This window comes from Nocardia sp. FBN12 (genome assembly GCF_054031145.1).
In genome coordinates this window covers 1,125,802-1,140,740 of the sequence record NZ_CM132926.1, presented here as the reverse complement: position 1 = coordinate 1,140,740, position 14,939 = coordinate 1,125,802, and the positions used below count along the sequence as shown (strand labels likewise).

13 protein-coding genes are annotated in these 14,939 nt (G+C 67.6%); 6 read left to right on the top strand and 7 right to left on the bottom strand.

Annotated elements, in window-relative coordinates:
* The first annotated feature begins 188 nt into the window (after positions 1-188).
* Positions 189-821, top strand: a complete 633-nt coding sequence (locus ACWZHB_RS05715; protein ID WP_056824462.1) for a response regulator transcription factor — start codon at positions 189-191, stop codon at positions 819-821.
* Between the two features lie 4 nt (positions 822-825).
* Here ACWZHB_RS05715 and ACWZHB_RS05710 read toward each other — a convergent pair whose 3' ends face one another.
* Positions 826-1,608, bottom strand: coding sequence for a sigma 54 modulation/S30EA ribosomal C-terminal domain-containing protein (locus ACWZHB_RS05710; protein WP_427906873.1), 783 nt, complete (start codon positions 1,606-1,608; stop codon positions 826-828).
* A gap of 139 nt (positions 1,609-1,747) precedes the next feature.
* Between ACWZHB_RS05710 and ACWZHB_RS05705 the strand changes: the two genes are divergently transcribed.
* Complete coding sequence (locus ACWZHB_RS05705) at positions 1,748-3,571, top strand: sensor histidine kinase (protein ID WP_427906872.1); 1,824 nt, start codon at positions 1,748-1,750, stop codon at positions 3,569-3,571.
* A gap of 2 nt (positions 3,572-3,573) precedes the next feature.
* Here ACWZHB_RS05705 and ACWZHB_RS05700 read toward each other — a convergent pair whose 3' ends face one another.
* Entirely contained in the window at positions 3,574-4,767 is a 1,194-nt protein-coding gene (locus ACWZHB_RS05700) for a beta-ketoacyl synthase N-terminal-like domain-containing protein (protein WP_427906871.1), read from the bottom strand.
* Positions 4,768-4,813: 46 nt separating this feature from the next.
* Between ACWZHB_RS05700 and ACWZHB_RS05695 the strand changes: the two genes are divergently transcribed.
* The 3 genes from ACWZHB_RS05695 to ACWZHB_RS05685 are packed head-to-tail and all read left to right on the top strand — an operon-like array spanning position 4,814 to position 8,875.
* Positions 4,814-6,190, top strand: a complete 1,377-nt coding sequence (locus tag ACWZHB_RS05695) for a diguanylate cyclase domain-containing protein (protein WP_427906870.1) — start codon at positions 4,814-4,816, stop codon at positions 6,188-6,190.
* Between the two features lie 13 nt (positions 6,191-6,203).
* Positions 6,204-6,539 carry an antibiotic biosynthesis monooxygenase family protein gene (locus ACWZHB_RS05690; protein ID WP_427906869.1) on the top strand — a complete coding sequence of 112 codons (336 nt, stop codon included), beginning with the start codon at positions 6,204-6,206 and terminating at the stop codon, positions 6,537-6,539.
* Positions 6,540-6,583: 44 nt separating this feature from the next.
* Positions 6,584-8,875, top strand: coding sequence for a HelD family protein (locus tag ACWZHB_RS05685; RefSeq protein ID WP_427906868.1), 2,292 nt, complete (start codon positions 6,584-6,586; stop codon positions 8,873-8,875).
* Positions 8,876-8,928: 53 nt separating this feature from the next.
* Here ACWZHB_RS05685 and ACWZHB_RS05680 read toward each other — a convergent pair whose 3' ends face one another.
* The 4 genes from ACWZHB_RS05680 to ACWZHB_RS05665 all read right to left on the bottom strand — a co-directional run bounded on the left by ACWZHB_RS05680 (position 8,929) and on the right by ACWZHB_RS05665 (position 12,162).
* Positions 8,929-9,381, bottom strand: a complete 453-nt coding sequence (locus ACWZHB_RS05680) for a universal stress protein (RefSeq protein ID WP_427906867.1) — start codon at positions 9,379-9,381, stop codon at positions 8,929-8,931.
* A 276-nt stretch (positions 9,382-9,657) separates the two neighbouring features.
* Positions 9,658-10,428: a MerR family transcriptional regulator gene (locus tag ACWZHB_RS05675; protein WP_427906866.1), complete on the bottom strand. Its 771-nt coding sequence runs from the start codon at positions 10,426-10,428 to the stop codon at positions 9,658-9,660.
* A 28-nt stretch (positions 10,429-10,456) separates the two neighbouring features.
* Positions 10,457-11,290: an alpha/beta fold hydrolase gene (locus tag ACWZHB_RS05670; RefSeq protein WP_427906865.1), complete on the bottom strand. Its 834-nt coding sequence runs from the start codon at positions 11,288-11,290 to the stop codon at positions 10,457-10,459.
* 35 nt (positions 11,291-11,325) lie between these two features.
* The gene (locus ACWZHB_RS05665; RefSeq protein WP_427909092.1) at positions 11,326-12,162 is read right to left on the bottom strand and encodes a helix-turn-helix domain-containing protein; all 837 of its coding nucleotides are present in this window, start codon (positions 12,160-12,162) and stop codon (positions 11,326-11,328) included.
* Between the two features lie 62 nt (positions 12,163-12,224).
* Here ACWZHB_RS05665 and ACWZHB_RS05660 point away from each other — a divergent pair, with 62 nt between their 5' ends.
* Complete coding sequence (locus ACWZHB_RS05660; RefSeq protein WP_427906864.1) at positions 12,225-12,692, top strand: VOC family protein; 468 nt, start codon at positions 12,225-12,227, stop codon at positions 12,690-12,692.
* A gap of 35 nt (positions 12,693-12,727) precedes the next feature.
* Here the strand turns inward: ACWZHB_RS05660 and uvrB are convergent, their stop codons facing one another.
* Complete coding sequence (gene uvrB / locus ACWZHB_RS05655) at positions 12,728-14,905, bottom strand: excinuclease ABC subunit UvrB (protein ID WP_427906863.1); 2,178 nt, start codon at positions 14,903-14,905, stop codon at positions 12,728-12,730.
* Between the last annotated feature and the right edge of the window lie 34 nt (positions 14,906-14,939).

Here is a 14,939-nt window from a genome sequence, read left to right as displayed (position 1 = left end):
TATTCCCCCGTCGTCAATGCTAGGCGGGGGGTCCGACAAGTTTCGGTGCGCGGCCGCGATGCCCCCTCGACCGTGCGCGCTGCACAGGGGGCGTGACACTTCTGGTTCACCGACCCGCCCCACAACCGAGATGCGCGGATTATGTTGGACCACAAGGGTGGATCGTTCGACATGATGAAGGAGCCGACGTGCTCGAGGTGTTCCTGGTCGACGACCACGAGATCGTCCGGCGCGGGTTGATCGACCTCCTGGAAGGTGATCCAGAACTCACTGTGATCGGTCAGGCAGGCGGCGTCGCCGAGGCGATGGTGCGCATCCGCGAGGCCCGCCCCGATGTCGCGGTGCTCGATGTGCGGTTACCCGACGGCAACGGCATCGAACTGTGCCGAAACCTGCTCGCCGAGTTCGACGACCTGCACTGCCTGATCCTGACCTCGTTCTCCGACGAGCACGCCATGCTCGACGCCATCCTGGCCGGAGCCAGCGGGTATGTCGTCAAGAACATCGACGGGATGAAGCTGGCGGACGCGATCAAACAGGTCGGCGCGGGCCACTCGCTGCTCGACACCCGCGCCGCCGACGCCTTGCGCGCCCGGCTGCGCCGCAGCGCCGAACCGTCGGGACCACTGGCCGGGCTCACCGACCAGGAACGCCGGCTACTCGAACTGCTCGGTGAGGGCCTGACCAACCGGCAGATCGCCGCGCGCATGTTCCTCGCGGAGAAGACGGTCAAGAACTACGTGTCGCGGCTACTCGCGAAACTCGGTGTCGAACGTCGCACCCAGGCCGCCGTCCTGGCGACCAAACTTCGCGAGCCGTGACCGTTCAGGACGGGACGACGATGGTGAGATCCCCGTCATAGCGACGGTAGAGCAGGTTCCCGCGGCCGGTGTGGCTGTCGGTGAAGAACAGGTAGGGCAGCCCGGCGGCGCACAGCGCGTCGGAGGCTTCGTCCTCGGCGAAGACCGGAGCCGCGTCCTGCACCACCCGCACCGGCATCGCGCTCGCGGTGAGCGGCAGCTCGGCCGACGCACCCGCCGCGGCGGTGCGCCGCTGCCTGGCCAGCGCGACACCGTGCGGATCGGCCCAGGTGACGATGGCGTCCTCGCCGGTGTCGGCGTCGGTGAACAGGTAGGCGTCGTAGTCCATCGCGTCCAGCACCGTGCTGGCTTCCAGCGGGGTGCCGGTCATCAGGGCGCAGTCCTTGCGGCGGATGATCGGCCGCGTCTCGGTGATCTGGGCCAGCGGACGACGGGCCGGATCGGGCCACGCGCCGCGCGCTTCCTTACCCGCACGGCGGGCGAGCTGACGGTCGAGCCGCTCGGCGGCGAAGGTGACGGCGAAACCGCCGGGGCCGGTGACCTGGACTCGGGTGAAGGTGTCGTTGGTCCGGATGTTGGCCTGCACCAGCGTCGGCTCGTCGAAACCCTGCGGCGCGGTGACACGCACCCTGGCCGGACTGTCGAGGTGATGCCTGCGCATCACGCGCGTGATGGCCCGGACAGCGCGGGTGACGTCCTGGGCCGGCACTTCGCCACGCGTGGTCACGGCAAGCTCCGGGTCCGCGGCGGTCGTCCAGTGCTGGGTGCTCGACAACGAATTCATCATGTGCCCCACTTCTCGATCCCAATTCCCGGTGCCCAATGCCACCACTACCGCCGGTGCGAGTGAAGGGCCGAAAGTCCCCTCATTGCGGACTAGACTTTGTTGCGACTCACTCGAGGAGCTGCGAAGACGGGATACTGCGATGGCGAATGACGGTCGGGGCGGCCGCTATTCGGCTGACCAGACGGCATCGCGGCAGATGTTGCGCAGCCTGCTCGGCGAGGTCGCCGATCGGGTCGAGGTGATGATCGGCTCGCGTGATCGGATGGACGGTCTCGTCGAGGCCATGCTCACGGTCACCGCAGGTCTCGACCTTGACGAAACCCTGCGCACCATCGTGCGCACCGCGATGAATCTCGTCGACGCCCGCTACGGAGCGCTGGCGGTGCGCGGCCACGATCAGCAGGTCGCGCAGTTCATCGACGAGGGTATGCCGGATCAGATCCGCGACCGGATCGCGCGATTACCCGCGGGCCACGGCGTCCTCGGCGCGGTGTTCGCGCACAAGGCGCCGCTGCGGCTGGCCGATCTCACCCAGCACGAATCCTCGATCGGTTTTCCGGCGGGACATCCGCCGATGCACACGTTTCTCGGTGTGCCCGTCCGCATCCGGGACGAGGTGTTCGGCAGCCTCTACCTGACCGAGAAGTCCGACGGTCAGCCGTTCACCGAGGAAGACGAAGTCCTGGTCCTCGCGCTGGCGGCCGCGGCGGGGATCGCGGTCGACAACGCGCGACTCTACGAGCAGGCACGCACCAGGCAGGCCTGGATCGAGGCCACCCGCGATATCGCGACGGAATTCCTGGCCGGTACCGAATCCGACAGGGTGCTCGGCCATGTGGTCGATCACGCGCGCGGGCTGACCGGATCGCATCAGGCGTTCCTCGCCTCGGTGCCGGTGCCCGACGAATTGCCGGGCGAAATCAGCGAATTGGTGGTCACGCAGTGGACCGGCCCCGACGCGGGCCAGGACTGGCAGACCATTCCGATCGCGGGCACGGTGGTGGGTGACGCGTTCAGCAGACGGACACCACTGCGCTTCGACGATGTGTCGAAGGTGACCCTCGGCGTGGAGTTCCCCGTGGCCGAACTGCCCGGTGCCGGACCGGCTCTCGTGCTGCCGCTGTGCACACCCGATGCCACCCTCGGCGTCCTGGTGACCTTCCGGCCGCCGGGTTTCGCACCGTATTCCGACGAGATGCTCGAACTCACGGCGGCCTTCTGTGATCAGGCCGCGCTGGCGGTGCGACTGGCCGACGCGCAGCAGCGGATGCGCGAACTCGACCTCGTCGCCGACCGCGATCGGATCGCCCGTGATCTGCACGATCATGTGATCCAGCGGCTGTTCGCGATCGGCCTCACGGTGCAGGCGACCTTACCCAAAGCCGTGGTTCCCGAAGTGCGGCAACGCCTTTCGACAGTGATCATGGATCTGCAGGAGGTGGTGCAGGAGATTCGCACCTCCATCTTCGACCTGCACGCCAGCGGCTCGGGCCACAGCGAGGGCCTGCAGCAGCGCCTCGAGCTGGCGATCCGGCGCCAGACCGCCGACATCGCCCTGCGTGCGACGATCCAGGTGTCGGGCCCGCTGTCGGTGCTCGATCCGCAGCTGGCCGACCATGCCGAGGCGGTGGTGCGCGAGGCGGTGAGCAACGCGGTCCGCCATTCCGGCGCCGACACGGTCGCCATCGTGATCGAGGTGGCCGACGATCTGGTGATCACGGTGTCCGACAACGGCTGGGGCATTCCGAACCACGTGATCCGCAGCGGGCTGCGCAATCTCGAACAACGCGCGCAGGAGGCGGGCGGGCACTTCGAGATCGGCCCGGCCAAGCGCCCCGACGCCGACGGCAACCACCCCGAGATGCCGGGCACGCAGCTGCGCTGGGCGGTGCCGCTGCCCCAGGACGCGCCGACGACCGGCGGTTTCGCCCTGGCGGGCGGGCCAGAAACCGGCGAGGACTGACCTCAGACCTGGGCCAGGATCACCGCGGCGTTGTTGCCCCCCATACCCATTGACAATTTCAGGGTCGGCCCGTCGATCATCGGAGTCGGGCCGTTGAGCAGTCGCGGATGCGCGGGCGCGACGATCGGCGCCGAGGCGGCGATCCCGCGCTCATAGGACAGGGCGACCGCGGCGACTTCGATTGCGGCGGAAGCGCCTTGGCAGTGCCCGACGAGCGGTTTGAGTGCGGTGACGGCGGGGCGGTCGTCGAAGACGGTGGTCAGCACATCACGTTCGGCGGCGTCACACTGCCGGGTGCCGGTGCCGTGTGCGTTGAAATACGCCACCTCGGCGGCATCGATGCCTGCGTTCGTCAGCGCGCGCTCGGCGCAGGCGATGATCTGGGCGTGGGTGGGGTCCACCGAGACCACGTGGAACGCGTCGTTGGTCATCGCGCCGCCGAGGACGCGCGCGTACGGCGACGCGACGGCGTCGGTCAGCAGCAGCGCCACCGACGCCTCGGCCATGGTGAAACCGAGCGTGTTCTCCTGGAAGGGCCTGCACGCGGTGAACGGGTCCTCGTCGCCGACCGCGGCGCCCATGTTGACGAAATGTTCGAGCATGTCGGGCGTCGCCGAGACGTCGGTCGTGATGCACAGCACATCGTCGACCAAGCCCGCGGCACGCCACATCGCCGCGGTCAACAGGCCGACATTGCCCGAACTGCAGGCCGCCGAAACGTTCATCGCGGGTCCGTGGAAACCGAATTCCTGCATCACCACCGAGATGGGCGTCGACGGCAACAGCCGCAGGTAGTCGCGGGACCGGCGGTGGCCGCCGTCGCGCAGGTAGAAATCTCGCCAGTCGGCGACATCGCCCAGGGTGAACGCGTGGACGAGGCCGACGGTGCGACCCTCCCGGCGCCACCCGCGCGCCTGCGCGTCGGCGATCGCCTCGGTGGCCGCGACGTGCACGGCACGCCCGAACAGGCCGGTTCCGTCCGCCGGGTCACCACCGTCGGCAATCCGTCCGACCCAGGCGTGCTCATCGCGTCCAGGCCCGTAACCGGGGTACAAACGGGCGGCCGGTTTGCCCCCCATCAGGCCCTGCCACAAGAATTCGCGCCCCCACCCGTAACCGGAGACGACACCGATGCCGGCGATCGACATAGAATCGAGGGGGTGGGCCATGCCGCCCGTGAGCACGTCCGGTGTCACATCGCTCCTCGCGGATCTTCATGAAGGATCACCAGACTAGTCCGGGATGCCGTTCGCAGACCAGGCCGAGATCGGGGGTTTCGCAGTGGGAGAAGGAAGGACCGACGCGGCGAGCGCCGAGCAGCTCGCGCAGCGCTACCGATCGCTGGTCGAACACACCCCCGACGCCATCTGTGTGCACGAGGCCGGGACCATCGTCTACGTCAATCCGGCGATGGTGCGACTGCTCGGCGCCCGCTCGGCCGACGACCTGCTCGGCTTGTCGATCACCGTGTTCGTCCATCCCGATTCCGTCGGGCCGATGCTGGAGCGGATCAACCAGCTGACCGCCGAGGGTTCGGCCTCGCCGCCCACCGCGATGGATCTCGTCCGGGTGGACGGGCGCACGGTGCCGGTGCAGACCGTCTCGGTCCTCACGGCGTGGCAGGAGAAACTGGCGTTCCAGGTGGTCGTGCACGACCTCACCGCACAGCGCGCCGCCGAGGCGTCGGCCCGTCGGGCGGAAGCGTATTTCACGACCGTGGTGTCGCAATTGGAAGAAGGGGTGCTCGTCGTCGATCGGCGCGGTCGCCTGGAATCGATCAACCCCGCGGGCAAACGCATACTCGGCATCGACGAGGCGGAGCCGGTGCTCGGCGTCCACATCAACGATCTGCCCGCGAGGATGATCGACCGCGACGGTCAGCCGCTCGCGCCGACCAGGCATCCGATGGCACACACCCTCGCGACGGGCGAGTCGGTGACCCAGTTCGTCTTCGGTGTCGAGCGCGCCGACGGTCGGCAGGTGTGGTTGTCGTGCAATTGCCGGTTGCTCAATCCGGACAACCCGGATTCGGCGGGGGTGTCGTCCTTCGCCGACATCACCGAGTACCGGGCGAGCAGACGTGAGCTCGAGTACCAGGCCACCCACGACGCGCTGACCGGGCTGGCGAATCGTTCGCTGATCCTGTCGCAACTGTCGGCGGCGCTCGCCGACAAGGGCGGCACCCTGGTGACCACCGTGCTGTTCATCGACCTCGACGGATTCAAGGCGATCAACGACACACTCGGGCACGCCATCGGCGACACCGTGTTGCAGATCGTCGCCCAGCGACTGCAGCAGGCCTTGCGCAGCGAAGACCTGGTCGGACGACTCGGTGGCGACGAGTTCCTGGTGCTGCTGGCCGGTCATCCGCAGCGCGCCGACCTGCCCGCGCTGGTGGAGCGGCTGCGCGTCACGATGTCGGAACCGATCATCGCCAGCGGTCATCGTCTCGAGGTGAGCGCCTCGGTCGGCATCACCGAACTCGGCCCGCACGAACACCGCACCCCCGAGGCCGTGCTGCACGACGCCGACCTGGCGATGTACCGCGACAAGCCGTCGGCCCATCGTGACCTCGGTCTCGGTCAGAATCGACGCTCGAACAACACCCACGCCTCCTGACAGACTGGTCGACGTGATTGTCGAGCACGTGCTGCTGCCCGTTCGCCCCGGTGCCGCCGCCGCTTTCGAAGCCGCCTTCGCGCAGGCGTATCCGATCATCGCCGCGATGCCGGGGTTCGGCGGGTTGTCGCTGTCACGCTGCGTCGAGCGGCCCGACGCCTATCTGCTGCTGGTGCGCTGGGAGCGGCTGGCCGACCACACCGTGGGATTTCGTGAGTCACCGGAATATCAGCGCTGGCGTGCGCTGTTGCACCACTTCTATGAGCCGTTCCCGGTGGTCGAACACTTCACCCCGGTTCACGGCGACGAAGTCTTCCCGGTCGCGGCGGCCCTGCCCGCGGACACGTAGACTCGACAACCTTGTTCTCAACGCGGTGACAAAGGAGTCCTGTTTTGCCCGACCGCCTCGCCGACGCCTCCCCGGCCGCGCACAACCGCGAGATCGAACAGGAGCAGAAGTACCTCTCGGTGCTCTACGACCGGCTCGACGGCATGCGCGAGTACGCGCAGAACCGGCTCAAGACCGTGCTGCTCGAGGCCGATGGCACACCGCAGGCGCGCAGTGAGCGCGAGTCGTTCACCCAGCTCTACAGCGAGGACCTGTCCAAGTACGACGCCGCCGAGCACGGTCTGTGCTTCGGCCGGATCGACCTCGACGGCACCGAGGAACAGGCGCGCTACATCGGCCGGCTCGGCATCCTCGACGAGGACAACGATTACGAGCCGCTGCTGCTCGACTGGCGCGCCCCGCTGGCTCGCCCGTTCTACCTGGCCACCACCGCCAATCCCGAGGACGTCACCCGCCGCAGGCACATCCGCTCGCGCAACCGCGCGGTGACCGCGATCAACGACGAATACCTCGACCTCGACGCCGCCCGACGCGACGGTGTGGTCGGCACCGACGACGGTGTCGGTGGCGAGAGCGCGCTGCTGGCGGCGCTCAACGCCGCCCGTACCGGGCACATGAACGACATCGTCGAGACGATCCAGAGCGAGCAGGACGCGATCATCCGCTCCGAGCACAAGAGCGTGCTCGTGGTGCAGGGTGGGCCGGGCACCGGCAAGACCGCGGTCGCGCTGCACCGCGCGGCGTTCCTGCTCTACACCTACCGTCAGCAGCTGGCCAAGAGCGGCGTGCTGATCATCGGCCCGAACGCCACCTTCCTCGACTACATCGGCCAGGTGCTCCCCTCGCTCGGCGAGACCGGTGTGCTGCTCTCGACCATCGGCGACCTGTATCCGGGTGTGAAGGCGGTGCGCGAGGATTCGCTGCGCGCGGGCGAGATCAAAGGCTCGCTGGAGATGCTCGAGGTGCTCAAGCAGGCGGTGCGCGATCGCCAGGAGGTGCCGTCCGAGCCGGTCCGCCTCGCTTTCGACGGCTATCCGGTGACCCTGGATCGTAAGATCGCGACCCGGGCGCGCGGCCGGGCCCGGTCCTCGCGGCGCCCGCACAACCTGGCCCGGCCGATCTTCGCGTCGTCGGTGATCGACGCGCTCACCGATCAGCTCGCCGCGACGATGGGCGCCGACCTGTCCGGCGGCACGAGTCTGCTCAGCTCCGCCGACCTCAGCGAGATCGGCGACGAGATGCGCGCCGACCCGCAGGTACAGGCGGCGATCAGCGCGCTGTGGCCGGTGCTCTCGCCCCAGGACGTGCTCGCCGACCTCCTCGCCGACCCGGCCCGCCTCGACCGTGCCGCCAAGCACCTGAGCGCCGGCGATCGCGCCGAACTGGTTCGCTCCGACGACGGCAACTTCAGTGCCGCCGACGCCCCGCTGCTCGACGAGCTGGCCGAACTGCTCGGCGTCGACGACACCGAGGAACGCGAACGATCGCGACGTCGCTGGCGGGCCCAGATCGAGGAGGCGCAGGACGCCCTCGACATTCTCACCGGCTCCGCACCGCAGGACATCGAAGACGAACTCGACCCCGAGATCCTGATGGCCTACGACCTGATCGACGCCTCCCAGCTGGCCCAGCGACAGGAATTCGGCAACCGCCAGACCACCGCCGAACGCGCCGCGGGCGACCGTACCTGGACCTACGGTCACGTGATCGTCGATGAGGCACAAGAGCTTTCGGAAATGGCCTGGCGAATGGTGATGCGGCGCATCCCGAATCGCTGGATCACCGTCGTCGGCGATGTGGCCCAGACCGGCGACCCGGCGGGCGCGTCGTCCTGGCAGCGCGTGCTGGAACCGTATGTGGCACAACGCTGGAAGCTCACCGAGCTCACGGTGAACTACCGCACCCCCGCCGAGATCATGGCGGTCGCGGCCGAGGTTCTCGCGGCGATCGATCCGGGAACCAAGGTGCCGCGTTCGGTCCGTGAGACCGGCAATCCGCCACCCGCCCACCGGGTGGCGCCCGCCGACGTCGCGGGCGAGGTGGCACGATTGCTCGACGCCGAGAACGGCCCTGGCACCTCCGCGGTACTCGCGCCCGCGGCCCTTGTGCCCGAATTGTCTTCGCTGGCAGGTGAATCCGTTCAGGTACTCACCGTCCACGACGCGAAGGGCCTCGAGTTCGACCGCGTGTATCTCGTCGAGCCACAGGCGATCCTGGACGAGTCCCCGCGCGGCCTCAACGACCTCTACGTCGCGCTGACCCGTGCCACCCAGCGGCTGGCCGTGGTGCACACCGAGGAGCTTCCCGAGGTGCTGTCCTCGCTCGAACCGGCCTGAAACGCGACGAAGGCCCCTGACCACGGTCGGTCAGGGGCCTTCGTTGTGTCGAACTAGCGCACCGTGTGCACGATCAGGACGTCCGAGCGGGACTTGCGGGCAACGTCCGAGGGAACGGAGCCGAGCAGGCGGCCGGTGAGGGTGTTGAGGCCTCGGTTGCCGACGACGAGCAGGTCGGCGTCCACCTCGTTGACGAGGTCGAGCAGCGAATCGACGGGCTCGCCGACGATGGCGCGGTCGACGATGTTCTTCGCGCCGGCCGCGGTGGCCTTCTCCCGCGCGATGTGCAGGATCTCGTTGGTCGGGGCCGAGCCACGGACCTGGTAGGCCTCGTCCTTGAGCACATCGGCGGCGGCGGCGACGTCGCGGTCGTCGGTCGGGAAGTAGGCGCAGGCCAGCACGAGAGTTGCCTCCGCGTCCCCGGCGAGCGCCGCGGCCTTCTCCACCGCCACGTACGACGAATCCGAGCCATCAGTACCGACGACAATGGTCCGGTAGGCGGTCATCTCTCCTCCAACTTGGTCGGTGCCAGCACCGAATCACTCGGGAATCGAGCGTCAGCGCGGCAATTGGCTCGACCCTAACGCCAAATCAGGCCGATTTATCGACAATTCGCAATAGATCACACCGGGAGTGTTGGCGCGGGTATCCGCTTTCACGGTGGCCTTCGCGACAGTCGATAACATCCACCTGCGTCGATAAGATCGCAGGTCGAGGAATTTGTGGCCTATCACAACATCATCAACGGTGCTGGGCGACTGGGACTTTGCTCACATCGACACTTATCTCGGATCCACGCGCTCGAGCTTGGTCCAGCCTGCCCAACCCCGCTGCTTCAGTAACTCGATCAGCCGACGGGCAGGCGGCGCGGTATCGAAGGCCAGCGCGTCGAGCAGTTCGGCCAAAGACGGCTCGATATCGCCGCCGACGTAATCGGCTCCCCGCTCGTCAGCCAGCTTCGAGAGATAGACGGCCATCTTGTCGACCAGCTCGATCAGCATCGGGTCCTTGTCGGTCCGGTCGAGGGCGCGGCCGAGGGTGAGATAGAAGTCCACGAGCTGCGGATGGGCGATTTCCTCCCATTTGCGTGCCATCAGCTCCGAGACTCGCTCGGGTGAGTGCGCGGCCAGCGGGATCCAGCCGTCGCGTTCGACCCGGACGATTCGCTCGTCGACACCCAACGCCCGCAGGTGGTCGAGAAACTCGACCACCTGCGGTGGCAGGGCCAAACTGTCGCCCGCAGTGAGGCGGGCGATCTGCTCGCGGTGCCGCTGCCGCTGCCAGATCTCCGCCCGTAGCCGCTCGTTGATGTCCGCGACCGCCGTAGCGAACTCCTGTGCGTCTGCCTGGAGCAACTCCCGCACGCGCGCCAACGGGACCCCGGCTGCGGCGAGGGTCCGGATCTTTATCAGCTCGACCACGGCGCCCGGGTCGTACCTGCGATAGCCGGAGTGGTCGCGCTCCGGCTCGGGCAGCAGCCCTTTGGCGTGATAATGCCGCACTGCCCGCACCGTGACGCCGGCATACCGCGCGAGCTCGCCGATTGTCAGCATCGGACCAGTCTCCTCAGCATGGAGTGGTTCAGGAAGTCGCACGGTCGGCGGGAGTCTGCGCACGGCGGATGATCTGGGCGATTTCCGGGGCGTGGGTGACGACCAGTGCGTGAGTGGCGTCGAGCCAGGAGATCGAGAGGCCGGGCCGCTCGTGGATCAGCCGATCGATGCCGGCACGCCAGAGCCGATTGTGCCGCGGCGCCCGCCCTTCACCGCTGTCGCCGGCCATCGAGGTCGACATGATCATGTGGATCGGATGGTCGATCCCGCGGTACCGGTCGAGGATTCCGGCCCCGACAACATCGAGCTCGAGATCGATCCCGGATCGGAGCACATCGAGCTCGAGATTGAGGTCGAGGATTTGCCGGCCGGTGAGCCGCACCTGGCGCGCAATGTCATCGACGGTCTCCAGGTTCTCCCAGAGCGCCCGGAAATCCGGCAGGTCGGCCGCGGTGATGAACGGTGCGGGTATCGGATTCGCGCCGTCGATCACGACGAGTTCGCCGACGGAGTCGGGATACTCGCAGGCGTAATGCACGACCAGGTCCGCGCCGTACGAGTGGCCCGCGAGGATGGGCGCCGAGGGCAGGCCGCGGCGTCTCAGCTCCGCCATCACCGCGACGAAATCGCCGAGGAACGCCTCGAAGGAGTATCGGTCGGCGGCGGACGAAAGGCCATGGCCCCGTAGGTCGAAGGTCACGACATCGAAGTCGCGCCGCAACGCGTCGATGAGTTCGTGCAGCTCGGCCTGCGTCGAAGTCAGACCGGGGCACAGCACCAACGGTCGCCCGGTGCCGCCGCGAGACACCGGGATCGTGACGCCGTTGTGGCGGACGGTGAATTGATCGGCTGTCGTATTCATGCCGACCATGCTGCGGGGTTGCCCTTGCGTCAGGGTCAACCGTTGGCAGTGACGGGAGCCGCCTGTGCGCTGCGGGCGTATTCCGTCGGCGACATCCCGATCTCGGCGGTGAATTCGCGGCTGAAATGCGCCTGGTCGAAATAGCCGAGGTCGGCGGCCAGGACCGCGAGGTCGGGGCGGCCGTGTGCGAGCAGGTCGGCGGCGTCCTGCAGCCTGAACCGGCACAGCACCCATTTCGGGCCTGCGCCGACGTAGCGGCGGAACAGGCGTTGCAGGGTGCGGATCGGGATCGCGAAACGATCGGTGACCTGGTCGACCCTGGTCAGTTCCTGATCGTTCGCCATGGCCGTGACGATGCGGGTCACCAGCGCGTAGTGCGGATCGTCGGTGCGCCCGCGGCCCGCGAAGAATTCCTCGACGATGGTCCGTCTGCGTTCGTCGTCGGGTTCGGCCAACACCCGTTCAGCCAGCCCGAGAGCCGCAGGCAGCACCGACGTCAACGGCGCCGAATCATCGCGTAGCGCTCCGACATCCATGCCGGTGAAGGCACCGAAGCCGCCGGGGGCGAACCGGATGCCGAAGGTCTCGCCTTCCCCTTCGAGTTCGCGCACATACTTCGTCGTGCACACTCCGGTGACGAAACCGCCGGTGCGGGTGGTGCTGCGTTCGAAGGTGACATTCACACACGGAAACGACAGCACCTCGGCCGAATAGCTGGGCAGACCACGCAGATCCCATCGCACCACCCAGTACCGGTCCGCGAACTCGGCCAGCGCGGGCCCAACGCCGAGCCGGTTCAGCGACCGGTGCCTGGCCTGCTCCTCCGGGTGCAGGATGCCTTTCATATCACCGGGATCCGGTGCCGCTGTCATCACCGGCCGAACTGTCGCGTTCTTACAAGACGGTCCGTCATCGGCGGACGAGGATCGTAGTCATGACCAATCCCGTTGCGCCCATTCCGGAGGGCTACCACTCCATCACCTGCTTCCTGGCCGTGCCGGACGGTAACGCGGCCATCGACTTCTACACCGCGGTCTTCGAGGCGAAGCTGATCAGCCGAGCCGACCTGCCCGACGGACAGCCCGCGCACGCCGAACTGCTCATCGGTGATTCCACCCTGCAGCTCGGAATGCCCATCCCCGACAACAATGTTCGCGCCCCCGCGGACTGGGTGCACACCTCGGTGGTGCACTACTGCCCCGACGTGGACGCGGTGATCGCCCGCGCGCTCGAACACGGTGCCCGCAGCGCCGAGGAGCCGCAGACCTTCGTCACCGGCGACCGCTTCGGCGTGGTGATCGACCCCTTCGGCCACCGCTGGGCGGTGATCACCCGCGTCGAGGACGTCTCCAAGGAGGAGGCCGACCGCCGCGTCGCGGCCTGGATGGCCGAGCAAGGCTGACGGCGCGTGCCGCGGGGCTCGGTTCGACATCCGAATCAGCTGAGCCCCGCGGCGTCCATGCCGCGCAGCTCCTTCTTCAGGTCGGCGATCTCGTCGCGCAAGCGGCCCGCCAGCTCGAACTGCAGTTCGCGGGCCGCGTTCATCATCTGCGCGGTGAGTTCGGTGACCAGGGCGGCCAGTTCGGCACGTGGCATCGACTTCACATCGCGGTCGGTGTAGATACCCGCACTGGCCCGGCCCGGCTCGCCTTGCGCGCGCCTGCCGCGGCTGGCGTTGCGGCCCGATCCGCCGACGGCCACCTCGTCCTCGGCCTCGGTGTACACCTGGTCCAGGATGTCGGCGATCTTCTTGCGCAGCGGCTGCGGGTCGAGACCGTTCTCGGTGTTGTAGGCGATCTGCTTGGCCCGGCGGCGGTCGGTCTCCTCGATGGCGTGCCGCATCGAGTCGGTGATCTTGTCGGCGTACATGTGCACCTCGCCGGACACGTTGCGCGCCGCGCGGCCGATGGTCTGGATGAGGCTGGTGCTCGACCGCAGGAAGCCTTCCTTGTCGGCGTCGAGGATCGCGACCAGCGACACCTCGGGCAGGTCGAGGCCCTCGCGCAGCAGGTTGATGCCGACGAGTACGTCGTATTCGCCAAGGCGCAACTGCCGGAGCAGCTCGACACGGCGCAACGTGTCGATCTCGGAGTGCAGGTAGCGAACCTTCACCCCTAGGCCGAGCAGGTAGTCGGTGAGGTCTTCGGACATCTTCTTGGTGAGCGTGGTGACCAGGACGCGCTCGTTGCGCTCGGCGCGCTCTCGGATCTCGTGCACCAGGTCGTCGATCTGGCCCTTGGTGGGCTTGACCACGACCTTCGGGTCGACCAGGCCGGTCGGGCGAATGACCTGCTCGACCACCTCGCCGCCGACCTGACCCAGCTCGTAGTTGCCGGGGGTCGCCGACAGATACACCGCCTGACCGATCCGTCCGGCGAATTCCTCCCAGGTCAGCGGGCGGTTGTCGACCGCGGAGGGCAGCCGGAATCCGAAATCGACCAGGTTGCGCTTGCGCGACATGTCGCCTTCGAACATGCCACCGATCTGCGGCACCGTGACGTGCGATTCGTCGATCACCAGCAGGAAATCGTCGGGGAAGTAGTCGAGCAGCGTGGCAGGCGCCGAACCCGCCGGACGCCCGTCGATGTGGCGCGAATAGTTCTCGATGCCCGAGCAGAAGCCGACCTGACGGATCATCTCCAGGTCGTATTCGGTGCGCATGCGCAACCGCTGCGCCTCGAGCAACTTGCCCTGCCGCTCGAACTCCGCCAGCCGCGCGGCCAATTCGGTCTCGATGTCGGCGACCGCCCGCTCCATCCGCTCCGGTCCGGCCACGTAGTGGGTGGCCGGGAAGATGCGCGCCGAATCTACTTGGCGCACAACATCACCGGTGAGCGGGTGCAAATAGTAGAGCGCCTCGATCTCGTCACCGAAGAACTCGATGCGGATCGCCAGCTCCTCATAGGACGGGATGATCTCGACAGTGTCGCCGCGCACCCGGAACGAGCCGCGGGTGAATGCCATGTCGTTGCGGGTGTACTGCACGTCGACGAGCAAACGCAGCAACGCGTCGCGGTCGATCTCGCCGCCGACCTCGAGCTGCACCGACCGATCCAGATACGACTGCGGGGTGCCGAGACCGTAGATGCACGACACCGACGCGACCACGACGACATCGCGACGCGAGAGCAGACTCGAGGTCGCCGAGTGCCGCAACCGCTCGACATCGTCGTTGATCGAGCTGTCCTTCTCGATGTAGGTGTCGGTCTGGGCGATGTACGCCTCGGGTTGGTAATAGTCGTAGTACGAGACGAAGTACTCCACCGCGTTGTTCGGCAGCATCTCGCGCAATTCGTTGGCGAGCTGGGCGGCGAGGGTCTTGTTCGGCGCCATCACCAGGGTGGGGCGCTGCAGCTTCTCGATCAGCCAGGCGGTGGTCGCCGATTTACCCGTACCGGTGGCGCCGAGCAGCACGACATCTTTCTCCCCCGCGTTCACCCGGCGCTCCAGCTCGGCGATGGCCGCGGGCTGGTCGCCTGCGGGCGAGTACTCGCTGACCACCTCGAAGCGCGCGCCCGTGCGCTCGATCGTGCCGACGGGGCGGTGCTCGGAATGGGCGATCGGGTGACCCCGCTCTTCGTACCCTTCCGTCGGGATCTCGGTTGCGAATGCCATGGATCAAGCTTAAGCGCGACCACTGACACATTCG

Excerpts from the sequence above, each read along its gene's own strand:
- uvrB (WP_427906863.1), bottom strand. The coding sequence starts at position 14,905 with ATGGCATTCGCAACCGAGATCCCGACGGAAGGGTACGAAGAGCGGGGT.
- ACWZHB_RS05680 (WP_427906867.1), bottom strand. The coding sequence starts at position 9,381 with ATGACCGCCTACCGGACCATTGTCGTCGGTACTGATGGCTCGGATTCG.
- ACWZHB_RS05695 (WP_427906870.1), top strand. The coding sequence starts at position 4,814 with ATGCCGTTCGCAGACCAGGCCGAGATCGGGGGTTTCGCAGTGGGAGAA.
- ACWZHB_RS05710 (WP_427906873.1), bottom strand. The coding sequence starts at position 1,608 with ATGATGAATTCGTTGTCGAGCACCCAGCACTGGACGACCGCCGCGGAC.
- ACWZHB_RS05675 (WP_427906866.1), bottom strand. The coding sequence starts at position 10,428 with ATGCTGACAATCGGCGAGCTCGCGCGGTATGCCGGCGTCACGGTGCGG.
- ACWZHB_RS05665 (WP_427909092.1), bottom strand. The coding sequence starts at position 12,162 with ATGACAGCGGCACCGGATCCCGGTGATATGAAAGGCATCCTGCACCCG.
- ACWZHB_RS05660 (WP_427906864.1), top strand. The coding sequence starts at position 12,225 with ATGACCAATCCCGTTGCGCCCATTCCGGAGGGCTACCACTCCATCACC.
- ACWZHB_RS05670 (WP_427906865.1), bottom strand. The coding sequence starts at position 11,290 with ATGAATACGACAGCCGATCAATTCACCGTCCGCCACAACGGCGTCACG.
- ACWZHB_RS05705 (WP_427906872.1), top strand. The coding sequence starts at position 1,748 with ATGGCGAATGACGGTCGGGGCGGCCGCTATTCGGCTGACCAGACGGCA.